The organism is Fodinibius salinus (assembly GCF_008124865.1).
Classification (GTDB): domain Bacteria; phylum Bacteroidota; class Rhodothermia; order Balneolales; family Balneolaceae; genus Fodinibius; species Fodinibius salinus.
Genome location: NZ_VNHY01000001.1, coordinates 825438 through 851622, shown reverse-complemented (window position 1 = coordinate 851622; position 26185 = coordinate 825438). Strand labels below are relative to the sequence as shown.

Below are 26185 nucleotides of genomic sequence, written 5' to 3'. Positions count from 1 at the left end.
ATGGAATTCATTTCCTACAAATAGCAGTTTTGTCAGTTAAGTGGTTGAGACATATTCATCACAGTAATTGATTGGCTTTTTCTGTGATTAGTTTCCAAGCTTTTTTCATATGCGTTTCTGTTACATTAGTATTGCCCAGTACCATACGGATGGTATAAGACCCACCCAGTTTGGTATGTGTTAAAAAAAGTTCACCGCTTTTCTGTATGGTGTTGAGCAGTTTCTCATTCAGTTCATCAAGTTTTTCTTCATCATCTATATAATTCGGATGGAATCGAAAACATAGTGTATTTAGCGGTACCGGAGCCAGCATTTCAAAATGGTTATGTTGTTGAATCTTGTCTTTTAGATTTTGCGCCAGAGAAATATGGTGACGAATTTTTTCCTGCAATCCCTCAACCCCGAAACTTCGCAGTACAAACCAGAGTTTGAGAGCTCGGAAACGTCGTCCCAGCGGAATACCCCAGTCGCGATAGTTTTTAACGCGCTGATCTTCGGGAGTTTTCAGATACTCCGGCATAATCTCAAAGGTGCGTACCAGCAGTGCTTCATCTTGAACATAGAATGCTGAACAGTCAAAATTGGTAAACATCCATTTGTGAGGATTAAATACAAAAGAATCAGCATGTTCTATGCCTTCATTCATCCAGCGGTTTTCAGGAAGAATAAGTGCTGTACCGGCATAGGCTGCATCTACATGCAGGAATACATCATATTTTGTACAAATTTCACCAATTGCTTGCAGTGGGTCGATGGCTGTAGATCCGGTTGTACCGACGGTAGCTACAACAGCAGTGGGTGAGTATCCGTCTTCAAGGTCACTGCGAATTGCTTGCTCCAGCTTCTTCGGCTGCATGGCAAAATTCTTATCCACAGGAATTTTACGCAGATGTCTCCGGCCAAAGCCTGCAATCTTTACATCCTTTTCGATAGAGGAATGTGTTTCTGCAGAACAATAAACGGTGAACTGTTCATCGCTGGGAAATCCGGTTTCGTTAACCTCAAAATCGGTAATCTGTTCGCGGGCCATCAGCAGTGCGCAAAGGGTAGAAGTAGAAGCGGTACCTTGTATGACACCCGTAAATGATTCCGGCATGCCAATGAGTTTGCGCAACCATACCATTACCTGTTCTTCAAGTTCGGTGGCAGCAGGGGAGGTCAGCCAGCTCATGCACTGGGCGCCGAGTGTTGCCGTCAGCATTTCGGCCAGCACCGATGGATAACTTTTGTTTGCGGGGAAGTAGCCCATAAAGTTAGGGCTTTCCCAGTGGGTCATACCTGGTATAATAGTATCATTGAAATCCTCGAAGATGGAGTCAAATGACTCACTTTGCTCGGGAGCTGAATTAGGAAGCTGCTGTAAAATATCACCCGGCTGTACGTCTGGCTTTACGGGATATTCTTCGACTTCTTCAAAATAGTCGGCCATCCAGTCGACCAATTCGTGAGCATACTTGCGAAATTTGCTATTATTCATTGTGTTGATACGTTGATCTGCCAATTTTTATGCATCTGTTAAATAACAAAATATTTTAACTATTTGATATTTGATGAGTGGTGATAGACTTGATTATTATAAAACTATTGATCCCACCAAGGCTAAGAAGCTACAGCAAGAATTGCGCCAGCAGATTTCTTTGGAGCCGCTTGCTGATGAGCCACAGTTTGTAGCAGGAGCTGATATTTCTTTTAATCAGGGTTCCAACTTGATGCATGCGGGCATCATTATTTTAGGCCTCCCTGATTTGAATATAGTAGCCCGATCAACCGTTTCCGATAAAACGTCCTTTCCCTATATCCCGGGATTATTGGCATTTCGGGAGCTGCCGATCTTGTTAAAAGCGTGGGATCAGCTTGAACAGAAACCGGATGTACTCATATTAGACGGACACGGCATTGCGCATCCCCGGCGAATGGGCATAGCTACGCATTTGGGTATTGAAATTGAACATCCAACCATAGGATGTGCAAAAAATATTTTAACGGGTAGCCATGATGAACTGAGCTCCCAAAAAGGGGAGCGGGTACCACTCATTGATGGCAGTGAGACTGTGGGAATGGCATTACGAAGCCGTACTAACGTAAATCCCGTTTATGTTTCGCCGGGGCACAGATTGTCTTCTGATGATGCTTATTCGGTGGTGATGAAATGTTTGACAAAATATAAACTGCCACGGACAACAAGGTTGGCTCACAAGTGGGCTAATAAATTGCGAAGAGGGGAAGCAGAAGAAGGTTATTTTAAAAATTGACTCTGTATCTAAAAGCTAAATTTAACTGGTTGATAATAGCCGCTGAAAGATGCGGAGATAATTTCAGCTGATGATTCAGGAGGACAGTCGAGATTTTCAAAGTTCTCCTACAATAAATTTCGCAGAGCCGATTCAGCCGCATGAAAACCGCACATGCCATGTACGCCTCCGCCCGGTGGTGTAGAAGAGGAACATATATACATATTCGTTTTTGGAATGTGATAGGGGTTAAATAAGCCTGTGGGCCGTGTAAATAGCTGAGTGATATCTTGCCGCCCGCCGTTGATATCCCCGCCGATATAGTTGGGATTGTAGGCCTGCAGAGCATTGGTATTCATTGCGTGTCGGCCGATTATGCAGTCACGAAAGCCCGGTGCAAATCGTTCAATCTGATTTAAAATGGGTTCAGTCATATCCTGGGTTGATCCGTTTGGAACGTGGCAGTAGGCCCAGCAGGTATGTTTAGCCGATGGAGCTCTACTGCTATCCCCAAGACTTTGTTGAGCTACTAGCACATAAGGTTTTTGAGGATGATCGCCCTTGGCCGACTGTTGTTCTGAATGTGCAATTTCTTTGAAGGTGCCTCCAACATGTACTGTCCCGGCTTTACGACAGGTTTCATCATTCCAGGGAATGGGATCGCTGAGTGCCAGATCTAATTTAAATACCCCACTGCCATATTTATAGTTTTGTAACTTCCTCATGTAGGTCTTAGGGAGTTCATCCCCGGCTATATCCAAGATTTGTTTTGGAGTGTTATTAAAAAATATAGCTGAAGATTCAGGTAATTCTTTCACCGACGTAATTTGTGCATTTGTTTCGATGCTACCGCCGACTGATTCGAAATATTGTGCCATTGCTTTTGTTAAATTATGGGATCCACCCTTGGGATAGGGCCAGCCAACTGTATGTGCTGTAATTCCTAATACAAGTCCAATAGCAGCAGTTGCTGTTTTATGAAATGGCAGAATACCGTGTGCGGCAAGGCCTGCAAAAGTGGCGCGGGCTTTTGAGGTGGTAAATTTTTGGGCAAGTCCGCGAGCTGAGCGAAGTCCTTTTAAGCCAAAACGAGTCGTCAAGAAGGGATGGTGGGGAATAGGTGAGAAGGGACCCAGAATATCGGCCATAAGATCATCCCAGGATGAGACAAAGGGGGTAAGTAATTTTTTGTAGATCAATCCATCTTTATCAAGATAATCTGCAGTTTTATCCAGCGACCGAAAAAGTGCACCTGCAGGTTGGTCATCGAGCGGATGGGCGACGGGCACTTCAGGTTGTATCCACTGGAGGCCGTAGTCTTCAAGAGGGAGAGATCGCAAAAAAGGAGAGGCTTTGGCCAACGGATGAATGGCGGAGCACACATCATGCTGGAAACCGGGCAGTGTAAGTTCCTGCGTACGCGTACCACCGCCGATAGTACCAGACTTTTCGAATACTTTAACGGAAAGTCCTTTTTGTGCCAAGTGGATACCGGCTGCCAATCCATTAGGACCTGCTCCGATTATAGTAACATCAAAAGACATATTGGAGGGCTGATCAGGATAGAAGGTGTTTGATTTTGGTATTCCTTAAATAAGTCAACTTTTGCCTAAAATTCAGCTCTTTTTTTAATAAAAGGTAAATATGAAAGGTATTTAAAAAAGAAAGGTTTAAAGTAAACAATAGTTTTCACGTTCTATTTTATAATTACTCTTAATTGCTTTTTTACCTGTCACTTCTTTTTGTTAGTGTTTGATGATCTCTTATCTTTGCAGAGAAATTCAACACAAAACCAACCAGTTGTGAACGAATCTATCAGAATAGCATCCGGACAGGGATTTTGGGGCGATCTGCCCAATGCACCCATCAAGCAGGTACGTAAAGGCCCCATTGATTATTTGGTGATGGATTATCTTGCCGAGGTCACCATGTCGATAATGCAAAAGCAAAAAATGCGTAATGCCGATTATGGTTATGCCCGCGATTTTGTGGGGGTGGTGAGCGAAGTGCTGCCGGATATTGCTGAAAAAGGAATTAAAGTAATTTCCAACGCGGGCGGTGTAAATCCCGAAGCTTGTAAAGACAAAATTTTAGAAGCTATCGACGAGCAAGGGTATGATGATATTACCGTTGCCGTTGTGGATGGTGATGATATTCTTGATGATCTTGACGAGTTAATTAGCAATGGTCATTCTCTTGCCAATATGGAGACCGGCGAACCGGTGACTACTGTGAAGGACGAGTTGTTAAGCGCCAATGTATATTTTGGTTGCCGTCCTATTGTTGAAGCACTAAACAAAGGGGCTGATATTGTTGTTACTGGTCGTGTTACCGATACGGGCCTTACACTGGCGCCGATGGTGCACGAATTCGGCTGGTCGTTTGATGATTATGATAAGATGAGTGCTGGTACTATTGCGGGTCACATTATTGAATGTGGGGCACAAGTATCCGGCGGTAACTTTACTGACTGGCAAGAAGTGGATGACTTTACGGACATTGGTTTTCCTATTATTGAGGCCAAACCCGACGGTAATTTTTATGTTACCAAGCATGAGGATACCGGCGGTTTACTCAACAAGATGACGGTGAAAGAGCAGCTGATGTATGAGATTGGGGACCCTGCCGAATATATTACTCCGGATTGCATTGCCGACTTTACATCAGTTAAGCTCGAGTCTGACGGAGAAAACAAAGTGCACGTTCATGGTATTGAGGGTCGTCCCAAGACGGATACCTATAAAATTTCAGCCAGCTATAATGATGGATATAAACTTTCATCAACGCTGGTGTATTCATGGCCGGATGCTCTTAAAAAAGCGAAAAAAGCGGGAGATATTTTACGTAATCGTGCTGATGCGTTGGATCTGGAGTTCGATGATTATCGTGTAGAATATGTGGGGGTTAATGGATGCAGTGAAGAGCCGATTACCGAAGAGATACTTGCAGAAGAACACGAAGAAGTACAGATGCGCGTGTCGTTGTCAGGCCCAAACAAGGACGATCTCAACAGATTCGGTAAAGAGATGGCTCCGTTGATCCTTACCGGTCCCAGCGGGGTTACCGGTTTTGCAGGCGGGCGCCCCAAAGCAAGCGGTGTGGTAGCCTATTGGCCTGCACTTCTTGATAAGGATGCGGTAGAACCCCAAGTTCGTATTTTTTAAGACCTCAGCTCAAAAAACATAGCGTTTGGTCATAAAATTTCTGATTTTATGATTCCCAAATCGAATAGTAGAACAAGGAGAAATAATCGATGGTTATAGGAATAATAGGTGCCGGACTTTCAGGACTTGTAGCTGGTAAGCGATTGGCGGATGCCGGTCATGATGTGACAATGATAGAAAAGAATAGATCGCTTGGTGGACGTTTGGCAACAGTAGAACTAGATGATATGGTTCTGGATTATGGTATCTCCCATATTCATGCCCGTGGGCAAAATTTTCAGCATTTTCTTGATCGTTTAGCTGAAAAGGGCAATGTGCGAAAATGGGTACAAGAGTTCAGTTTTTATGATGGTACTGAGTTTCATAAAGTTAATCCTAATTCGGATTCCCAAGTAAATTATTTCGGGGAAAAGGGAAATCAGACTATCGCAGAGGGATTAAGCCGATGGGTTGATGTTATGGCTGATAAACAGGCTGCAGGTCTTACATATCTTGGTCCTGATACTTCCAAAAAACGTTCTTGGATGATTAACCTTACCGATACAAGTGTATTTGAGTGTGATGCTGTGTTGGTAGCGACACCGGCGGTAGAAGCTTATGGTATCATTCAGACGGTACAGAATCGTACGGCAACTAGAAAAATTATTCGACATATTGATGAGGTTCGCTACGATGGCTGTATGGCGTTGGCCTGTACTTTTGATGAGGAAGTACCTGACTGGAATGGTATTGAAGGTGATAACAGTGCAATCCAATGGACAGGCAATGAATCTTCAAAGAGAGATGAAGATTCTGTAGCAGGATTGGTTATACAATCTGCGCCCGATTTCTTTAGGAAATTCGCACAATCAGATGAAGAAAGAGTAGAAGAAGCCTTGTTAGAAGAGGCTTCAGAGATAGTCGGATCCTGGATTTTACAGCCTCAATCTACCTATCTGCACCGCTGGAAGTATTTTCAGTCGCAAAATCCTATTGATGAATATTTTATGGAACTGGAAATGGATGAAGCTCCACTTGCGTTAATAGGGGACTACTTAGGTGGTAATTCATTAGAAGATGCCTTTATTTCCGGTTATAACCTGGCGGAATATTGGATTAATAAATACAGTACCGTTACTGCCTGAGCGCAATCGAGACGATCAGATCTTTTCAAAACGAGATAACTACTTTTTGTGAGCTCGCTTAAGAAGCTAAACCAATATTTTAAAAAATATACGAGCACCATTATATGGGGCTCGATATTTTTGATGGCTTCCAACTTTTTCTTGGTTTGGATTCCGGTCTTTTTACGTCGAACAGTTGATCAAATTTCAAATGTTGAATTACAGACTTCATCAGGAAATTTAGACAGCATTGTTACTGTATTATTTAACAGTAGTGCCAGCTGGCCGTTAGCTAAGAATGCACTTTTCTTGGTTGGAGCGGTGCTGTTATCCGGCATTTTACTTTTTGCTACCCGGCAGACACTCATTGTAGCTTCCCGAAAAATTGAATTTGATCTGCGGAACGACATCTTTAATAAGTTATTAAAGCTACCCCAGCGATTTTATAGTAATTATAAATCTGGCGAAATATATGTTCGGGCTACCGAAGATGTCTCAAAAGTAAGAGAGTATTTTGGTCCAGCCTACATGTATACCATTAATACACTTACGCGTGCAGGATTTATCATCACCATGATGATTATTGTAAGTCCCGAGTTAACTATGTGGGCACTGCTGCCACTCCCGTTTCTTTCAGCTTTTGCTTATTGGATTAGTGGATATATCAATAATTATTCACGCATTATACAGGAGCAATATTCTGATATTGCTGGTCGTGCTAAAGAATCCTTTTCGAGTATCCGCCTGATTAAAGCGTATAACCGAGAAAAGCATGAGCAAAAACGTTTTGACAAAGAAAGCGAATCTTATCGCACAAAAAAGCTACGGCTTGATCTGGTAGAATCGCTTTTCCATCCTACATTAAATCTGCTGATTGGATTATCGATTGTGATAGTAGTCTGGAAAGCTGGTCAACTGGTGATAGAAGGGCAGCTTACGGTAGGTAACATCTTGGAGTATATTGTATATGTGGCCTATTTGACGTGGCCGGTGGCCTCGTTGGGATATACTGTCAACAGATTTCAGCAGTCAATGGCCTCATGGAAACGTATTGATGAGCTGCTAACCGAAGATGTTGAAATTTCGGACCATGCTCAGACCAATTTTGATGTACAGTCTATTGAAGGGGGGATTGAATTTCGGGATGTATCCTTTAAGTATCCCGGTGCCGAAGAATATGCTCTTAAAAATGTAAATCTTAAGGTTGAAGCCGGTCAAAATGCGGCTATCGTGGGGCGAACCGGCAGTGGTAAAACAACGCTTGTACAACTAGTTCCACGATTGTATGATGCAACAGAAGGACAAATACTTATCGACGGACAGGATATATCTACGATTTCGCTCGAGCTGCTTCGCAAAAATATTGGGCTCGTCCCCCAAGATACCTTCCTGTTTTCTGATACCATTGGTGAAAATATTGCTTTTGGCACACGAAATGCCGATCAAAATGAAATTGAAGAAGCCGCTGAAAAGGCTCAGGTACGTGATAATATTCTTGATTTTGAAGAACAATTTGAAACAATTTTGGGAGAACGAGGTATTACGCTTTCAGGTGGGCAGAAGCAGCGTACTGCCATCGCACGAGCATTGATTCGGGATCCTAAAATTATTATTCTCGATGATTCCTTAAGTGCAGTTGATACGAAAACTGAAGAAGCTATTCTACAACATCTCAGAAATGAACTTAAAGGAAGGACAACTTTAATGATTAGCCATCGTATATCTACAATAAAAGATGCAGATGTTATATACTATCTGGAAGATGGAACAGTTGTAGAACAGGGAACACATAAGGAACTACTCGAGCAAGAAGGTCGTTATTCAGTCATGTATCACAAACAACTTATAGAACAAGAGCTGGCTGAAATTTGACCAAATAAAATAAATAGTAAATCAAGGTTGATTGTTTGAACGCAATTCAACCTAAAATTAAAAGGAGTACGACTATGATTATTGAACCACTTGGCGTTGGATCTGCAACCCCTACAGCGACACGTCACCTTTCTTCGGTGGCTGTTTGGAGAGAAGGTAGTGTTTTTCTCTTTGACTGCGGTGAAAATACGCAGATGAGAATGCTGCAGGGTGGACTCAAACGCTCACAAATTGATTGCATTTTTATTTCTCACTTCGACACCGATCATTACTCAGGACTTATCGGGCTGCTCTCGACATTGCAACTGCACCGCAGAGATCGGGAAATAACGCTCGTTGGTCCCGAAGGTTTGCAAGAATTTGTAGAATGGAACTTTGAGTTTGCAAATATCGATCTAAACTATCCGATTAAATATGTTGAAGTAGAAGAGGGATTTGAAGAAGAGCGTGTGGTTGATGAAGATGAATACTACATCGAAGCACGTCCACTCAATCATACAAAATTTTGTATTGGTTATCGCTTCCAGGAGAAAGACAAGCCCGGAAAGGTTGATGCTGAGAAAGCACAAGAGCAGGGCATTAGTGAGGACTGGCAATATAAAGAGTTGAAAGCCGGTAATGATGTTGAACTTGATGATGGTTCGGTTGTAAAATCTGCAGATATTGTAGGTCATCCGCGTCCCGGCGACAGTTTTGCCTATATTACTGATACAAAATATTGCCCAAACTCAGTTAAGCTGGCTAAAAATACAAATGTGTTAGTTCACGAAGCCACATTCAGCAACGACCTTGCTGACAAAGCTGAAGAAACCGGTCATTCCACGCCTAAAGATGCAGCTCGGGTAGCTAATGAAGCCAAAACAAAGCTGTTGGTTATTACGCACTTTTCTGCCCGATATACTAACGAGTATGTCTTGCTGCGCGAAGCACGCGATGATTTCTTTCCGACTTGGGTTGCTACCGAATTGCGTCCCATATTTACTGATCCGGCACATGAGAAAGGTATCATACAGCCGAAAGTGTACCTTAAAGAAATCAACAGGAACAAGAATAAGGGAAACAATAATAACAGTAATAATAAGGGGAAAAAGTCGTCAAAAAAACGAAAGCGGAAAAAGAAGAGCAAGAAGCGAGTCCGTAAGCGAAAAAAATCTTCGGATAAAGGGTCTCGAAAGAAGAGAAAGAAAAAAGATAGTGACTCTCGGAAAAAGCGTAAACGAAAGTCGAAAAAGAAAGACAAGGATAAGAAAAATGACAATAATTCTTCGGACCATGAGCCTAAGCAAATTACTCCGCGAACACCCTTTGATGACTTTGATAGATTCTAAATTCAAGTTAGCGTGACAGAACAAACAGATGATAAAGCAGTCGATTCGGATCTGCTTCGGCGGCTTTATCAATTTATTCGTCCATATCGCTGGTATGTATTACTCGGTATTGTATTAACACTTACAGCTGCTTTTCTGGGGACTATACGTCCCAAGCTGACGCAGCTGGCCATTGATGAATACATCCGTAATCGCGATTTCCAGGGATTACTGTGGATTATTGCACTGTTGGTGGCCGCCCTGGTAGGTGAATTTATTGTGTTGGTAGCTAATACCTATCTGACGCGCTGGTTTGGGCAGGGTACGCTCTACAACATGCGCAATGTGGTGTTCGAGAAGATACAGTCGTTGCATGTACAGTTTTTTGATAATAATCCCATCGGAAAGCTGATTACCCGTACCACTAGTGATATTGAAGCGCTAAGTGACCTGCTTAGTGATGGTGTTGTAAATATTATTGGTGACATGTTTCGGCTGTTCTTTATTCTCTACTTCATGTTTAGCATGAGTTGGGAACTGTCGTTGGTAGCTATATCAGTGCTCCCGTTGCTTTTCTATGCTACTTTCTGGTTTAAGGCAAAAGTTCGTGTTTCTTTCTTAAACGTGCGCGACCAAATTTCACGTCTTAACTCTTTTGTGGAAGAGCATATCAACGGCATGTCGGTTGTACAACTTTTTAATAAGGAGGAGCGAGAGCGCGAAAAATATAAAGCCATAAACAATGCACATAAAGAAGCCTATCTGGATACGATTTTCTACTTTGCCATCTTTTGGCCAGCTGTAGAAATTATTGCAAGCCTGGCGATGGCACTGGTTATATGGTATGGTGGCGGACGAGCACTGATGGGAGAGGTGACCTTTGGAATATTAGTTGCTTTTGTACAGTATGTGCGCGACTTCTTTCGACCCATCCGGGGACTTTCACAGAAATTTAATACTCTGCAGTCGGCCTTGGCTTCATCAGAGCGTATCTTTAACATTTTGGATACCGAAAATGAGATCACTGATCCCGAGTCTCCCAAGCAGATTACCGATCCGGAGGGTCATATTATTTTTGATGACGTATGGTTTAGCTATAACGAAGGTGAGACCGTGCTTAAGGATGTATCCTTTGAGGCTAAGCCTGGGGAAACGATTGCCATTGTCGGTGCTACGGGAGCAGGGAAGTCAACAATTATCAACCTGTTGATGCGGTTTTATGATATTAATGAGGGCAAGATAACGCTCGATGGTATTGATGTTCGGGATTTGAGACTCCAAGAGCTACGCACAAATTTTGCACTCGTACTGCAAGACAACCAGCTCTTTTCTGGAACTGTGATGCAGAATATTACGCTCGGTAATCCTGATATTTCGAAAGAGCACGTTAAGAAGGTAGCTCAAGAAATTGAGGCCGATCGGTTTATCAATAAATTGCCCGGGAACTATAATTTCGAGCTTAATGAGCGCGGAAAGTCATTGTCTATGGGGCAACGGCAGCTTATTTGTTTTATCCGTGCCATGGTCTATGATCCCAATATTTTAGTTTTAGATGAAGCAACCTCAAGCGTAGATTCTGAAACGGAAGATGTGGTCAATGAGGCCTGTAATAGAATGATGAAGGGAAGAACCTCAATTGTAATAGCTCACCGGCTGTCAACTATTCAGGGAGCTGATAAAATTTTAGTTATGCATAAGGGGGAGATTCGAGAGACAGGTACACACCAGCAGCTTGTAGAAAAAGAGGACGGTATATACCGAAAGTTGTATGAGCTGCAGTATAAGGATGAGTTTTTGCCTGCTTCGAAGTCTGCATAGGTTGGATTATATCATCACATTTCGACTTTATCTGTTTAACCACTGTACCAATGTAACTGATAAGATCAGTTACACTTTAATTTTTAATATATCCGTAATTCAGGAATGCAGACGCTCACAAAGAATTTGTGTGGGATGAAGTCGAAGACAAGGTTTTGAGTACATTAACAAGTTTGTTAATCTCTTTTTCAGTATTGTAATAATGCACCGATGCGCGTACTACTTCATCCAGATTGCGGTAGTTCATGTCGAGCAAAGTACTGCTTTTACCAGAAATACTGACGTTAATATGGTGCTCAGAAAGATTTTTTTGTACTTCCTGAGCGCTCATCCCATCTATCGTAAATGTAACAATGCCACCTTTTACAGAACCAATATCCCGGACAGTAACAAAGTCAATATTAGAAAGTTTTACTCGCAGCTGATCAGCTAGCATTACAATACGATCCCAGATGTTATTAATGCCTAAATTATTGGCATAAGCCACTGCCTGATTAAGGCCTGAAATAGCAGCATAGTTAGACTCCCAGTTTTCAAACTTTCGGGCATCATCACGGACGGTGTACTCATTTTTGGATATCCAAGTGGCAGCATGTAAATCCAAAAAAGGAGGGGAGAGTGTATCGATCTTTTTATTATTGACGTACAAAAATCCCGTCCCCCTGGGACCTCGAAGATATTTACGTCCCGTTGCCGAAAGCATATCACACCCAATTTCTTTGACATCCACCGGGTAATGTCCCACAGATTGGCATCCATCTACCAGGTATAAACAATTGTACCGCTGAACAATATCTCCAATCTCTTCCACCGGATTTACTAATCCGCTGTTCGTAGGAATATGCGTAATGCTAACAAGTTTTACCTCATGGTTCATCATCTCCGAAAGAGACTGCAGGGAAGTTTTTCCGCTCTCGTCACTGGGGATAATCTCAATTGTTACGTCTTTTTTTTCCTGCAGTTTTAAATAGCCGATATAGTTACTGGCATATTCAGAAACCGAAGTAAGGATACGATCACCGTCTTCAAAATCGACAGCAAAAAAAGCATTATTCCACGCTGTCGTAGCATTTTCCTGAAGTGCAATTTCACTGGAATAAGCATTGATAAGCGTTGCAATATTGTCATACACTTCATCGAGTTGTTGGCGGTGGGCACGAGCCGTTTCATATCCTCCATAATTCGCCTCTTCATTGAGATAATCGATAGTTGCTTCAGTAACCGAAGCAGGCATTAGGGCTGCACCAGCATTATTAAAGTGGATAACGTTATGGGTGCCCGGTGTATGCTGCCGGCATTTATTAATATCCATCACAGAGAACGTTGTAGGATAGGGTAAAGGTGGAAAACAAAAAGGCTAGAGATAAAGTGGTATTGTTACGAACCAAACGCACTTAGAAACTCATTATAGGCTTCGAGTGCTTCTTCGTCCCGATCCATCTCATCAAGTATTTCAGCTCGCTTAATCATTGCTGTATGCAAATGATCTTTATGATCTTCGTTATCTTCAAATCGGTTAATTAGATTTGAGCAGGCCTCCAGAATTTCATCCTCCTCTTTTTCTTCTAAAATGATTTCAAACCGTTTTAAGATAATTTGGTTTAGTTTTTCGTCATCGATTTGCTCACCTCCTGATTGAAATCGGTCAACGATAGTATCATAAAGTCCAAGAAGATTACCGTCTTCCTGCTCCTCCAGAATTTGAGCTTTTAACATTAGCGCTTGTGAAGCCTGCTCATAATATTGCTCATTTTGAGAGTTGCTAAAGCGATCGATAATGTTGTCTATAGGCTCCAGCGCATCGTCAGGTCGTTCAAGCTCTAGGAGTGCTTCTGCACGTCGGGTAATAGCTTGAACAACTTTTTCCTCTAATTCTGGGTGATCTTCATTGTCATAGCGATTAATGATTTCGTCTGCCGTTTGCAGAAGATCTTCCCATCGTTTCATTTTATAGACAAGATCAAATTTGCGAAACAATGCCTTTTGTACAAGGCTGTCGTCGGCATTTAGGTTTTTGTCATTTTTTTTACCGAGTTCTTCCATAGGACTCTCGTCATTAGATGGAGCTGGAGCACTGTTATTTTCAAAATCAGGTTGCTCCGAGGATTGTGTTTCTGGTTCAGTCTCAACAGCTGTTTCCGTTTCCTCCTCAACAGCTTCTACAACGTCATTTTCAAATTCAACCACGGATGCGTCCCTGTCAGCCGTTTCGGTACTGTCCGACTGACCATTCTCAAATGCTTCAGCTAAAGAGGGGGCAGAAGTGTCTTCCTCTTGTTCTTCAAGCTCCTCTTTTTCGTCTTGATTATGATTACCATTCAATCCGGGAGGAGCATAATCAGAGTAATCTGTTTCTTCTTCCATTTCGTTTTCGGGATCATCAGTGGTTTCTGTATCCATAATTTCCTGTTCCTGACTGATATCTTCTGTTTGTTCAACTGACTCAATCGGCTCTTTGGGTTCAAAACCGTCATCGGGTAATTGGTCATCAATAGTATTGAGTCCTACAAAAGAAATGAGCTTTTTAAAAGTTCCGGATATATACTTGATAATCAGATCAGTCTTTTTATCTCTAAAAATTTCCTCAAACGTACGCTTAATCTCATCCTGAGATTTATGGATATGCGGATGTTCGCGAAAAAGATCTTCATAGGCCGAAACGATTCCCTTAGCCAGTGCTTCTTTTGTCGTTTCCGGGTCTCTGAACTCGTGATAGTATTCTGCCGGTTCCCCTTCATTATTGATGACATTCAGATCCTTAAGAAGACGAACAACAAGAAGATCATTGGGATCAGAATATCCCAATTCTTCCATCAGCTCAGAATCAATAATTGGTTCTTCCTCGTCATAGCTCACCAGTGCTTTGATGATGGCATCAAAGTTATTCGTGTTGACAAGAAATGCTTCAGAGATTTTCATTGTTTATACCATTAATCATTTTTAGTTGCAAACCAATGATAAACATTTTTTTACAATCTGTTTGTAATGGTACAGTTTAAAATAGCCAAAATAAAACTCTGTTGTTCCAAATGTTTAAGCCACTGTCTGTAACCTAAGTCTATTGTTTAAGTGAAAATGCCTTCGAAAAGGAATTTTCAAGAACTTCTACAGACAAAGGTTTTTCAAGGTAATCAACAAAATCTGTTTCGCGAGCCCGTTTAAGCTTTTCAGGGTCCTTGGATGCTGTAATATATACTAACTTAACATCCCGGTGTTTACTAATTTCTTTGGCCGCTTCAATGCCATCAATATCGTCAGCTAGGTTAATATCCATAAGGATTAAGTCTACTGCTCCTATTCTGAGGGCTGATTCAATAGCTTTAGCTCCCTCAGAACTGGATCCAATAACCGTATGCCCCAGTTGTGAAACAATGCGTTCAATAATTACCTGCTGAATATTGTCATCTTCGACAATAAGAATCCGTTTTGGCTCTAGTTCGTTGTCTGATCCCATATGCTAAGTTTGTGTAAATATTTATACCCAATAATGGTAAAAAAGTGGAAGTAAAACAATCTTATAAACAAACTTTAATATCTTGCTTTTTTTGATAATCAATAGACATTTTTTTACTGCTTTTTAAGGAACTTTCTGTAGGATTTTGTATTAAGGCTCAGCATAAGATTCAGGATGAGATGCCGGTTTAAATAGTTATCCGAAGTCAAAGATTCAAACCACCGTATTATTAAACTTTGATAAGCAAATACTGAATAAAGTAGATTCGTTTTCCTTAATGGACTTTTTGTGCACCGATCCACTAAATGAAAACTGAAGGAAGTACCTGAGAGGAGATACCCCGAAAGAAAAACATCTGTACAGGCTTCTACTCCTTGCGTTAATTAGTGACGTAAAGCCCGAAATGAGAATGGATGCTGAACGTATTAACGGATAAGTACCTGAGAGGGGACTCGAACCCCTACGGCCGCAATGGCCACCGGATTTTGAATCCGGCGCGTCTACCAATTCCGCCACTCAGGCATACTAGTCAAGCAGCTCCAAATATAATAGATAATACCGCATACCTAAAATATATGAGCCGTTAATTTTTAGGTTTTTATGGGTAAGATAATTTTAATGTAGTGCCGAATTTTTGTAGGACAATCATTTGAAACAACAACCTATTCTACTGAGTATCCTGTAAAATCATTAATAAATGGTAACAATCTCTAATAATGGTTCTTTACCGGTTTGGATTCAGTGAAGCTGTAAACTGGTTTAGTTAGATATACGTTTATATATCAGAGGTGTACTAGTTGTTTTTCTGACAGGTGCAGTTTGCTAACATCATTTTATGCTGGCAATCTTACGTCTGAAAAAGAAATTTTATTAGCCTTCTCTCCAAAATAGTTGTAATTTTCGGTTTCATATTGCTTAAATATCCAATCTTTTTTAAAGCTATTTTTTCATGAAACCATCACGTTTTTTGGCCTATGCCACGCTGATCATTGTAGTAGCGGGTGGAGCCATCTGGTATATTATCAATGATTATTACGATACAAAAGCAGCTCGGCAGTCTCAGAAAGCCGATATTGTGATGTACAAAAATGAAGGCTGCCAATGTTGTGATAAATGGGCATACTATATGCAGGGCAAAGGCTATTCGGTAAAAACAGTTACGTCTAGAGTCTTGTCCCAAGTGAAAGCTGAACAGGAAATCCCGCAAAATATGGGAGCTTGCCATACAGCTTTAATAGGTGATTATGTAGTAGAAGGGCATGTCCCCGTTGAAGATGTAAAACGCCTGCTCAGAGAACAACCTGATGCCAAGGGAATTGTTGTACCGGGGATGCCGGCTAGTTCACCGGGCATGAATACAGCCCTGAATGAGCCATTTAAGGTTTATCTGCTCAAAAATGATGGCAGTACGGAGCTATTTGCCCAACATTAGGTTCTTATTTTTGGCTATCGGATATTCGAAATTGGAATTATAGGTTTTGAAATAATAACATGCTGGTTACCGGAAATTATTTGCACAAATTTCTTGGTAATAGAATGGTATCATCATGGAAAAGTTTGTCCATTTAAGTTTTTTAAAATTCCTTATACCAGTTTTACTGGTTGGTTGTACTTCTAATCAAAGTGACTCACCGTCTAAGAAAACAGAACCGCTTGAGCAGCTTGATCCGTATTCGGCTTCGCTCTATCCGGCACAGCAAAAGGCAAAAGCCAGTGATTTTGAAATGACGTTGGTCAGTGGTGAGAAATTCAGTCTCTCTGAGCAGCGTGGGAAGGTGGTGTTGCTCAATATTTGGGCTACTTGGTGTGCACCATGCAGAGAGGAGACGCCGGATCTTGTTGAACTGTATAACAAATATAAAGATCAGGGATTAGTGGTGCTGGGTGTTTCTATTGATAAGCAGGGGATGTCGGTTGTTGAGCCTTTTATAGAAAAATACAGTGTTAACTATCCGACGATTATTGATGATGGAACTATTATTGACAAATATGGCCCTACCATGGGGATTCCTACCACATATATTATTGATCAGGAAGGGGACCTGGAATATTTTGCTGTGGGTGCACTGACAAATAAGGAACTTGAACCGCGAATTAAGAAAATGCTTGAGTTGGGTAAGAAAGCAGTGAGCAGTGGCCCGTAGGCAGTGTACAGTTGGCAAGTGGCTTTTGAAATACCTACGAGTAAACGAAGTAATTATATTTTAAAGCGTCATTAATGAGATTACTTCTTCCAACTATCATCGGGACTGCAATGCCAAGTTGTTTTACCAAGCTTTCTATTGATAATTGATTGGTAATTTATCGATAAGAATAATACCAATAGCGACTAGGGTTACCCGTTAGAGCTCCTGTCTATTCTACATACCCATCAGGATTTTGAGACTGCCATTTCCAAGCATGCTTGCACATATCCAACAAATTATATTCGGCTTGCCAGCCCAGCTCTTGTTCTGCTTTTGAGGGATCTGCGAAGCATTTGGCAATGTCGCCCGCCCGGCGCTCGGTAATTTCATAGGGGATGTCCTGTTCCGAGGCTTCTTTAAATGCTTCTACTACATCCAGAACGCTGTATCCGGTGCCGGTACCTAAATTATAAGTAACTACTCCGGGATCTTTGGTGAGTTTGGTGAGGGCGGCAAGATGTCCCTTTGCCAGATCACCTACATGAATATAGTCGCGCACCCCCGTACCGTCGTGGGTGGGGTAGTCATCCCCAAAGACTGAAAGCTTATCGAGTTTACCTACAGCTACCTGTGTAATATAAGGCATCAAGTTGTTAGGAATGTCATTGGGATCTTCGCCAATACGTCCACTCGGATGAGCCCCCACCGGATTGAAGTACCGAAGAAGCCCAATATTAAATTTATTGTCAGAAATGTGGAGATCATGCAGAATTTGCTCGATATATAGCTTGGTGCGTCCATAGGGATTGGTAGCGGTCAGTGGAAAATCTTCGGTAATGGGTACCGTTTCTGGATCGCCATAAACGGTGGCAGAAGAGCTAAACACAAGGTTATATACCCCGTGTTTTTTCATAATATCGCAAAGGCAAAGCGTGCCTGTAATATTGTTGTGGTAATACTTCAGGGGTTCTTCTACTGATTCTCCTACTGCTTTGTGACCGGCAAAGTGGATAACAGAATCGAAATCATTGTTTCCAATGATAGTATCTAACTTATCAGCATCACGAAGATCAGTTTTATGGAAGGTGAGTGTCTCCCCGGTAATATCCTGTACACGTTCCAGGGCTGTTTTACTGCTATTATTAAGATTGTCAACAACGGTAACGTCATGACCCTTATTTAGCAATTCTACAACGGTATGACTACCGATGAAGCCTGCACCGCCTGTAACTAAAATATTCATTTTAAACTAGATAAAAGTGTAGTTAATGATGGTTATCCTGTTGTGTTTTGGAATCGGGATTTGGTGCTCGTCATATGTAAGGAGAGTGCTGAATTACACTCGTAATGACTTCGAAGCTTTAGGGCAAAGTGGTCTTTCAAGTAGATGACGTAACCGGTAGTATTTGATTGAGAGTACCTCTCCGGCTGGGTGTTGGTCAAATTGTAATCGTTGTTGCTGTCACTGAAGTGGTTTATCAGCTAACTGCTTAATCGAATACGTTAGCCTTTCTCTTCGACCAGTTTATCCAGGTCTTCCTTAATTTTTGTACAGATCTCATCCATTTCGTTTGCCAGTGCTTTTAACTCTTCCTGATCGGCCTCTTCCTTAATGAGGTCTTTACCGTGTTCATAATTCTCCAGCACAATATCAGCTCCCATCATCTGAGCACCAGGCTTAATTTTATGTCCGGCGCCACGCAGCTCTTCAATATTTCGATCAGTAAGGTGCTTGTGGAAGTTTGTTTTGAATTCTGTAATGGATTCAATAGCGGCCTCACAGAATTCTACCACATGCTCGGGAGCTCCGAGAATCATGTCTAAGTTTTCCTGCGGTTTAATGATTTGATAACTCATAATAGTCCTGTTTAAATGTTATAGCCCAACGAAAAAAAGCGTCATTTTACCATGCGGAAAATATAATTTTTACACAACTACAAAAAGTAGATTCTTGCTTTAAGAACAAAAAGATGTAATAATCCTTTAAAAATAAAGGCAATTATGAATTCTGTGGTTCAGTAATACCGTGGGGCACAGGTTCTCCGGTTTCGTTAAGGTGAACAAATACAATTTTATCGATTTTGATAATGGTCTCTTTAGAGAATTTGTGGCGGACTTCGCATCGTACAGTAATAGATGTGCGTCCGAATTCTACCGTTTCCATTCCAATTTCGATGATATCTCCCAGGCCGGCCGAGCTCACAAAGTTAATCTCGGTCATATACTTAGTGACAATATTCCCTTTGCCCAGTTGGCATGTCGTGTAAATAGCAGCTTCTTCATCAATCCAGCTCAGTACCGATCCCCCAAAGAGAGTACCGTGGGCATTCATATCTTCCGGTTTAATAATTTTTCGGCTGAAAAATCGCATAATAAATTTGTTGGATTAAAAATGAATCTAAAATAAGTATTTATGGCCGGATTTGCTTATTGAAATTCTAATCGTACTGCTTTATTCACGCTGTTCAAAAGCTAAAACTACTAAGCTTTACGGGCTGTTCGTCACCATTGCTTTAATTCCAGCCCTCGGTTTCTTCTGCGCGTTTCCATTTTACGGGCGGAGCCGGTTCTTTCTTCAATTTTACATCCTGAGATTTTAAGAGCCGCTGTGCTTCTAGGACAGCACGTTGCAGTTGTGGGTCATGACCATTCATCACTTTTGCAGGATCCTGCATCACAGCTATATCGGGACTGATGCCTTTACCTTCTACATCCCACTTGCCGTCAGTATTGTAAAATCCGCCGCGTGGAGCAATCATGCCACCGCCATCGATAAATGGGGGCGTATCCCAAGTGCCTACGAGTCCACCCCAGGTTCGTGTGCCTACCAGCGGACCAAGTTCTTTCTCTCGGAACATATAGGGTAACAGATCACCGCCCGATCCGGCACGTTCATTAATTACCATTACCTTTGGTCCCCAAATGCCGGCCATAGGGGTGGTGAAAGGCGGGAATTTATCACCGGATTTACTGTTAAAATACCCCAATAATTCACGATCCATCACATCGATCATATAATCGGCCGCCGACCCGCCACCGTTATTGCGTTCGTCAATGACAACACCGTCTTTGTTCTGTTGAGCAAAATAGTAGCGGTTGAAAGCATTATATCCACCATTGCCCGTGTTGGGTAGCCAGACGTAAGCAAGTTTTCCGTCAGACATCTCATTTACCTTTCGACGGTTACCTTCTATCCAGTTGCGGAGGCGGAGCTGACTTTCATCCTCAACCGGTACAACTGATACCGTTTGGGCGCCTTCCATGGTGGGCGAATCATTGACGGTTAAAATAGTATTACGACCAGCTGTTCCCTCAAACAGGCTAAAGGGATTGGTTGGTGTTGCAAGCTTTTGACCGTTGACCGCTAAAATATAGTCTCCCTCTTGAACGTCAATACCGGGTTGTGCCAGCGGAGCATGTAAGTCAGGATTCCAGTTTTCATCAGTATAAATCTTTTTGATGCGATAATGACCATTGGTTTCTTCGAGGTCAGCGCCTAGCAGGCCGATTGAAACTTCCTCCAGATCGGGATAGTCACCGCCGAAGGTATAGGAGTGACCCACAGATATTTCACCGCCCAGGATATCAATGAGATAACTCATATCCGACCGATGCCGAATGTGATCTACCCATGGGCGGTACCAGTCGTAAATTTTTTGCCATGGAGCGCCATGTTCGTTATCCACATAGAGAAAGTCGCGCTGAAATCGCCAGCCTTCTCTGAAAATTTGTTCCCACTCTTTTTGTGGATCTATACGCACCTGCAGGTTACTCACATCCAGCTGACCGTTTCCTGGCTTTTGGGGACTGCCTACCGTTGAGACAATGCCCCAGGTTTCGCCGCTGCGATACAGCAGGTTTTTTCGATCTTGGGATATCGCCGTTTCTTGTACCGGCGACAAAAATTCCACTGATTTATCTTCTTTCACATTATAGCGATGAAGCGTTCCGCCTTGCTGATAGAAGACGTGATTTTCAGGTCCCGTAACGAGATTGGTATAGTCTTGTTTAGGAATATCAGCAGAAACAATACGGTCGGTTATACCTTTCGTATCAATAGTTACAGTCGGTGTTTCGTCCGACCCTTCAGACTTTTTGTCTTTTTTATCCTTATTTGGTGTTGGTTCTTCATTGCTTTCGGCTAAAAATGGAGAGGGGATATCATCATCGAGTAATACCATGTATAGTCCACGGGAGGTGCTCATATCATATGAGCTCATATCCAGCCAGCCGGTGTTGAGCCCAAAATTAGTACTGGCCAAGAAATAAATATATTTACCGCTTTCATCCCATACGGGATCGATAGAGTCGGCCATGCCGTCTGTAATTTGATAAGTTTCGCCGCTCTCTACATTGTGCACTTTAATTACATGGTATTGGCTTTTCAACCGTTTGGCATAAGCGATCCACTTGCTATCGGGCGACCACTTGGGATTAAGTGTACGGTTGGGATGTGCGTAGCTGTCGGTATCCACATGGGTGGCTTCTCCGGTTTCGGTGTTAACATACCATAGCTTGTAGTCAGTATCAGTGTAGGCAATATGTTTGCCGTCGGGTGACCAAGCCGGTTCAAAAAAGAAGGTTGGTTCAGGTAATTTTATTTTCTTGGGATCTTCGAGCCCTTTTTGATCAGAGATATACAGCTGGTATTCACCACTTTCATCCGAAAACCAAGCCACCTGTTGTCCGTCGGGCGACCATATCGGATAGCGATTGGCAACGCCCGAACTCTTGGTGAGGTTTCGCCAGCTTCCTTTTTCTTTAGGCACTGTCAGTACTTCTCCGCGATATTGAAACAACGCACGCTGACCAGTGGGGGATAGTGCGGCATTACTGAGCGAAGCAGATGGAGCCTCTACCCATCGCGGACGTGCCCAGGTCATATCTCCACGCACATTAATCTCAATCTGTTTGTGTTTTCCAGTGGATGGATCTAGTTCAAACAAATATCCGCCTTGTTCATAGACGATGATACCATCACCTGAATCGAGACTCTTAACATCGAACTGAGAGTGAAAAGTTTGTTGCTCACTTTCTCCGCTCTGGGGATTATATGACCATATATTCATGGTATAATCCCGTTCGGAAAGGAAATAGACGGTATCATTGAGCCAGACAGGATCGATATGGCGTTCTTTGTTAGCTCGGGGGGAGGTTTGCAGCTTATTTGTTTTTAAGTCCACTACCCAGATAGGCTTGGCTTGCCCGCCGCGATAGTTTCTCCACTCAGGATCCCAAAAACTGACTGGCTGATAGGCAATATGTGAGCCGTCGCCCGAAAGTTCTCCGGCTGCGGCACGAGGAATTTTATGTTTTTGTGGAAGTCCGCCATTTAAACCTACGGTATAAAAGGTGCTACTTTTTGTGGGTACGCCTTTACGTCCTGATATAAAAAGTACCTTTTTCCCGTTGGGAGTCCAGCCGGTAACCTCATCGTTATCGCCGTGCCATGTTAACCGTTTGGGTTGCCCACCTTCAGCAGAAACCACATAGACGTCGGTATTACCGTCGTACTGGGCGGTAAAAGCAATCTTTGATCCGTCGGGAGAAAAATGAGGATTGGTTTCACTTCCTTCGCCGCTCGTGAGTCTTCGGGCCTCACCGCCGTTCCTATCGGTGATCCAAAGGTCATTAGCATACACAAACACGATGTGATCTTGGCTCACAGTAGGTTCGCGCAGCAGTCGTGTGCCTTGATCTTGGGCAAATGAATTAGAAAAGGATACGCTTAGGAAAAGAGTGATGATTCCCCAAAGTAGTGGATAGAGTAATTTCTTCATGATGGGTAATGTTTTGCGATTTCTGAAAAGGGCATTCCTGTAATTAAAGGTCAAATTTATGGTAAAAAAGCTTTGTCTATAATCCTAATTGTGATAACCGAATAACATACGCTATCAAGTTATAACAGAGCAATGCCATATTTCCTGAATGTTCTAGGTTCAATTGAGGCTGAATAATTTGCTTTGAAGGTAAACAGGGAATGTCCCTTATGTAATTTTTATCTCAGTCTTACAGTAAGTGGCAATGTTTGTATCGGGATAAATAATATATCATTTCGACAATGCTTCTCGACAGGCGGCAAGATCTTTTTGGGCTGGTTCATAATCAGGTGCAATTTCTAAGCACTGCTCAAAATATGAAATGGCTTCTTCATATTGGCCAATGTGTTTTAAAATAAAGCCGATATTGTTGTAGGCCTCGTGGAATTTAGGGTCTAGTTCAATCGCTTTTTTGTAGCATTTTCCGGCTTCAACGGTGTTATTAGTACGCAGATGAAAATTACCGAGATTGAAGTATCCCATTGGGTCATCCGGTTTTATCTTAGTGATATATTCGAACAGTTCCTGCGCCCGGTCATTATCCTCGGCCAGTTCATACACATCCGCTAGATTATTTAGCGCAGGGACGTAATCAGGCTGGATATCCAGTGCGTTAAGGTAATAATTGACTGCCTTTTCAACCTCTTGCTGTTCAAAAAAAGTGTTGGCCAGGTTAAAATGTACTTTAAAGTTTTCGGCGTCTTCGGCTATTGATTGCCGGTAGGCCTCTACTGCTTTCTGGTATTCACCGAGCATGTGATAGCCAACACCGAGCTCGTTAAGTAGTTCGGCATTATTGGGGGATTCCTTGAGTTCGTTTTGGATCTCGGTAATTTTTTGTTCAATCTGTTTCATAGGATGTATAAAATAATAAAAGCTGAGCTGGAACTCACTATTTGATATCCAATTGGAATTTATTGCCTAATCTTATTCGAACTTAGCAGATATTGCAATGACAAATGAGATTTTGCAAAGTTTTGCTCTCAATAGTGTCCGTCAAGAATGCTGTCCTATAAATGTGAAGTAGGACCATAAACCCCAATAGGCATCATTTTTTTCTGATATAACCGGCCGATAATATTTGTTAAGTAGGGGAAGCAAATGACCGCTTAAATCTACATGATTTACTTCCATCCATTGCCGAAACCATCCAAAGGGAGAAGTGTTAAAGTCCACCACGGCAATATATCCATGGGGATTCAGACCATCAGTGATTTGTACTATGACATCTTCAATATTATCACCAACCATGGTAAGAGAGTAGGAGCAAATAATAAGATCAAAAGGTTCTAGCTGTATATCATCAGCCCCATATTCTGCCTGTATCAGTTTAACCTGGTTAGAATCAATAAACTTATTTTTTGCAACTTCAAGCATAGCAGAAGAAAGGTCAATACCTACAAGATCGGCATCGGGAAAGTAGTATTGCAGCCGACTTAAATTCTTGCCAGTACCGCAGCCAATCTCCAGAATACGAGGTTTAGAAGACAGGTCGGGGATACCATCCAAGAGATCATCCCGACCAAATAAAAAGCTCCAGCGAGTAGCGTCATAAATTAGCGAGTGGAAGCGGTAATATTTTTCTACACTGCCATTATAGGAATCAGAATCTGTATGTTCGGTGTCCATCATTGTACAATGCCCAGATGTGTGGATTCATAGGTACCTACGCGGTCCTGCTGGTGAATTTCATCGGTTCGACCTGAGTTAAAATCAACGTAATCAAAAACAAATTCAGGCAGGAAGCTAAGTGTAGATCCCGCTGATCGGAAAAGGATTTTGGCGCCTTGTTGTGCGTTGGATAGAATCAATTGCCATTCTTTAGCCAAGGCATCCGGTTGGGCATCAGCCATCCAGTCCTGATGATCAAGAAGCACAAAATGGGAGTAGTTATCGGGATTCTGCTCCAGAAAATTGGAAAGGGTTGAGGTATGGGTGTTAATATTATCTGTACGTTTCTTCAGCGTCTCAAAATTTTCTTCGAGCAAATAGTTAGGACAACAGTTTGACCGGTATGATCCCGTTAAGTATACACGCCAAAAGTAATTGTCCTGCAGGGTTTGTTTTGTAAAAACCCGATTGAGAGACTCTCGAATAAAATCCAAAATTCCGCCTGTGTATCTTTTTTCAATCATCTTGCGCTGTGTTGCAGGTACGCCGATCATGGTCATTGTGGCGGGCTGACGAACCAGCCATTTGGAAAAAGTGTTCCAGATTTGTGGTTCAATTTCTTGAAAATAATAGGCTTGTTCGCTGAGTTTTTCAGCATCAAGCATGTTTAGCACTTGCGGATATAGTCCTTTACGTTGAATGCGGTTATGGATAAGGCGGGCTACATTTCCAGAAGTTCCTCTAAAATAAAAACTGGGCAATACGGAAGTAGGTTCAAAATAATCTATGTGTCCGTCCCAGTATGTTTGGGCAAAAGAGGGTAGAAGGGAACGAAGTTTCTGCCGGTAAACCATTTTAGCTCCCTTTTTGGCACCTTTCCCAAAGAAATCCCAGAGCAAATGGTGTTTCCCTGCCTCAAAAAGAGCTTTTTTAAGTTCCAAAAGGGCGTTCTGGGCAGGATTGATATCCACACAGTGAACTTTATGGGGATTGTCGAGCAAGTAATCCAATGCATTACAGCCAGCGCTGGTCAACATAACGACTTGGCTGTCATTATCGAGCTGTAAAAGACTGCGGTCTATTCGTGGATCCTCCCAGCAGGTATTATAAATGAGATTACTCGAAACAACCGAATTAAACAGCTGGTCCTGCAGCTTAGAAACGATATTTGAAAGTGATTTCATCAGGTTGCCAATGTAACATCCTAGTATGTACTCTGTATGAATAGACTGTAAAGATTTAGTTAACGATTATCAAAGTGAAGTATTTTTTGCACTTTCATTTGCGTTGAAATTTGTATCTTTACAGAAATCCCAATCCACAATTGATTCGTTATGGCGGATGACAATAAGAACACCGAAAAAGAAATTGAAGAGCAACTTGAAGATAAGAGAAAAGCAGCAGTTGAGGGTTACGAAAAGCTTATCCATCGTTTAAAGAAAGAACGCGCTAATTTGGAAGATGAGCTAAATCGCGATTACCGAGAGGCCCGCCGCTATGTGCGATCACATCCCGAGGAGGGCGTACTTGTTTCTTTCGTAGGTGGGGTGGCACTGGGATATATCCTGGGCAAAATTGGAGGTAAGTGACCGTTAGGTCTAAAACAATGGATCTAGTCATGTTGATGCCTATAAGGTGGGTAAGCTTTATTTTAGGTTAACTCGTAGCGGTATATTATAG

General features: G+C 42.2%; 21 protein-coding genes and 1 tRNA gene. 9 read left to right on the top strand and 13 right to left on the bottom strand.

What is annotated here, in order from left to right; genetic code table 11:
• Positions 1 to 58: 58 nt before the first annotated feature.
• On the bottom strand, positions 59 to 1477 hold the full coding sequence (locus LX73_RS03865; protein ID WP_148898149.1) for a pyridoxal phosphate-dependent decarboxylase family protein: 1419 nt from the start codon (positions 1475 to 1477) through the stop codon (positions 59 to 61).
• A gap of 73 nt (positions 1478 to 1550) precedes the next feature.
• On the opposite strand from LX73_RS03865, the gene nfi reads away from it, so the two are divergent.
• The gene (nfi, locus tag LX73_RS03860; RefSeq protein WP_148898148.1) at positions 1551 to 2252 is read left to right on the top strand and encodes a deoxyribonuclease V; all 702 of its coding nucleotides are present in this window, start codon (positions 1551 to 1553) and stop codon (positions 2250 to 2252) included.
• Between the two features lie 107 nt (positions 2253 to 2359).
• Here the strand turns inward: nfi and LX73_RS03855 are convergent, their stop codons facing one another.
• Positions 2360 to 3775: a phytoene desaturase family protein gene (locus LX73_RS03855; protein ID WP_148898147.1), complete on the bottom strand. Its 1416-nt coding sequence runs from the start codon at positions 3773 to 3775 to the stop codon at positions 2360 to 2362.
• Between the two features lie 258 nt (positions 3776 to 4033).
• Here LX73_RS03855 and LX73_RS03850 point away from each other — a divergent pair, with 258 nt between their 5' ends.
• From LX73_RS03850 to LX73_RS03830, 5 genes are all read left to right on the top strand, one after another.
• Positions 4034 to 5395 carry an acyclic terpene utilization AtuA family protein gene (locus tag LX73_RS03850; protein ID WP_148898146.1) on the top strand — a complete coding sequence of 454 codons (1362 nt, stop codon included), beginning with the start codon at positions 4034 to 4036 and terminating at the stop codon, positions 5393 to 5395.
• A gap of 89 nt (positions 5396 to 5484) precedes the next feature.
• Complete coding sequence (locus LX73_RS03845; RefSeq protein ID WP_148898145.1) at positions 5485 to 6519, top strand: NAD(P)/FAD-dependent oxidoreductase; 1035 nt, start codon at positions 5485 to 5487, stop codon at positions 6517 to 6519.
• A gap of 123 nt (positions 6520 to 6642) precedes the next feature.
• On the top strand, positions 6643 to 8370 hold the full coding sequence (locus tag LX73_RS03840; RefSeq protein ID WP_148898144.1) for an ABC transporter ATP-binding protein: 1728 nt from the start codon (positions 6643 to 6645) through the stop codon (positions 8368 to 8370).
• Between the two features lie 74 nt (positions 8371 to 8444).
• Entirely contained in the window at positions 8445 to 9698 is a 1254-nt protein-coding gene (gene rnz / locus LX73_RS03835; RefSeq protein ID WP_148898143.1) for a ribonuclease Z, read from the top strand.
• 12 nt (positions 9699 to 9710) lie between these two features.
• Entirely contained in the window at positions 9711 to 11495 is a 1785-nt protein-coding gene (locus LX73_RS03830; protein WP_148898142.1) for an ABC transporter ATP-binding protein, read from the top strand.
• 115 nt (positions 11496 to 11610) lie between these two features.
• Here the strand turns inward: LX73_RS03830 and LX73_RS03825 are convergent, their stop codons facing one another.
• The 4 genes from LX73_RS03825 to LX73_RS03810 all read right to left on the bottom strand — a co-directional run bounded on the left by LX73_RS03825 (position 11611) and on the right by LX73_RS03810 (position 15471).
• On the bottom strand, positions 11611 to 12807 hold the full coding sequence (locus LX73_RS03825) for an aminotransferase class V-fold PLP-dependent enzyme (protein ID WP_148898141.1): 1197 nt from the start codon (positions 12805 to 12807) through the stop codon (positions 11611 to 11613).
• A 65-nt stretch (positions 12808 to 12872) separates the two neighbouring features.
• Entirely contained in the window at positions 12873 to 14414 is a 1542-nt protein-coding gene (locus tag LX73_RS03820) for a DUF5343 domain-containing protein (RefSeq protein WP_148898140.1), read from the bottom strand.
• Positions 14415 to 14553: 139 nt separating this feature from the next.
• On the bottom strand, positions 14554 to 14949 hold the full coding sequence (locus LX73_RS03815) for a response regulator (protein WP_148898139.1): 396 nt from the start codon (positions 14947 to 14949) through the stop codon (positions 14554 to 14556).
• Positions 14950 to 15386: 437 nt separating this feature from the next.
• Positions 15387 to 15471, bottom strand: a tRNA-Leu gene (locus tag LX73_RS03810).
• 427 nt (positions 15472 to 15898) lie between these two features.
• On the opposite strand from LX73_RS03810, the gene LX73_RS03805 reads away from it, so the two are divergent.
• A complete protein-coding gene (locus tag LX73_RS03805) occupies positions 15899 to 16381 on the top strand; it encodes a DUF411 domain-containing protein (protein ID WP_211359352.1) in 483 nt (160 codons plus the stop codon).
• 115 nt (positions 16382 to 16496) lie between these two features.
• Positions 16497 to 17093, top strand: a complete 597-nt coding sequence (locus tag LX73_RS03800; RefSeq protein WP_148898138.1) for a TlpA disulfide reductase family protein — start codon at positions 16497 to 16499, stop codon at positions 17091 to 17093.
• A gap of 211 nt (positions 17094 to 17304) precedes the next feature.
• On the opposite strand, the gene galE is transcribed toward LX73_RS03800, so the two are convergent.
• From galE to LX73_RS03765, 7 genes are all read right to left on the bottom strand, one after another.
• Positions 17305 to 18318: a UDP-glucose 4-epimerase GalE gene (galE, locus tag LX73_RS03795; RefSeq protein WP_148898137.1), complete on the bottom strand. Its 1014-nt coding sequence runs from the start codon at positions 18316 to 18318 to the stop codon at positions 17305 to 17307.
• A gap of 260 nt (positions 18319 to 18578) precedes the next feature.
• On the bottom strand, positions 18579 to 18932 hold the full coding sequence (locus tag LX73_RS03790) for a taurine dioxygenase (RefSeq protein ID WP_148898136.1): 354 nt from the start codon (positions 18930 to 18932) through the stop codon (positions 18579 to 18581).
• A gap of 142 nt (positions 18933 to 19074) precedes the next feature.
• Positions 19075 to 19446, bottom strand: a complete 372-nt coding sequence (locus LX73_RS03785; RefSeq protein ID WP_148898135.1) for an acyl-CoA thioesterase — start codon at positions 19444 to 19446, stop codon at positions 19075 to 19077.
• Positions 19447 to 19588: 142 nt separating this feature from the next.
• On the bottom strand, positions 19589 to 22855 hold the full coding sequence (locus LX73_RS03780) for a S41 family peptidase (RefSeq protein WP_148898134.1): 3267 nt from the start codon (positions 22853 to 22855) through the stop codon (positions 19589 to 19591).
• Positions 22856 to 23125: 270 nt separating this feature from the next.
• A complete protein-coding gene (locus LX73_RS03775; RefSeq protein WP_148898133.1) occupies positions 23126 to 23749 on the bottom strand; it encodes a tetratricopeptide repeat protein in 624 nt (207 codons plus the stop codon).
• A gap of 141 nt (positions 23750 to 23890) precedes the next feature.
• Positions 23891 to 24526, bottom strand: coding sequence for a class I SAM-dependent methyltransferase (locus tag LX73_RS03770; protein WP_148898132.1), 636 nt, complete (start codon positions 24524 to 24526; stop codon positions 23891 to 23893).
• Entirely contained in the window at positions 24523 to 25689 is a 1167-nt protein-coding gene (locus LX73_RS03765) for a BtaA family protein (protein WP_148898131.1), read from the bottom strand. The genes LX73_RS03770 and LX73_RS03765 overlap by 4 nt, the downstream gene beginning before the upstream one ends.
• 150 nt (positions 25690 to 25839) lie before the next feature.
• Between LX73_RS03765 and LX73_RS03760 the strand changes: the two genes are divergently transcribed.
• On the top strand, positions 25840 to 26094 hold the full coding sequence (locus LX73_RS03760) for a hypothetical protein (RefSeq protein ID WP_148898130.1): 255 nt from the start codon (positions 25840 to 25842) through the stop codon (positions 26092 to 26094).
• Positions 26095 to 26185 lie beyond the last annotated feature (91 nt).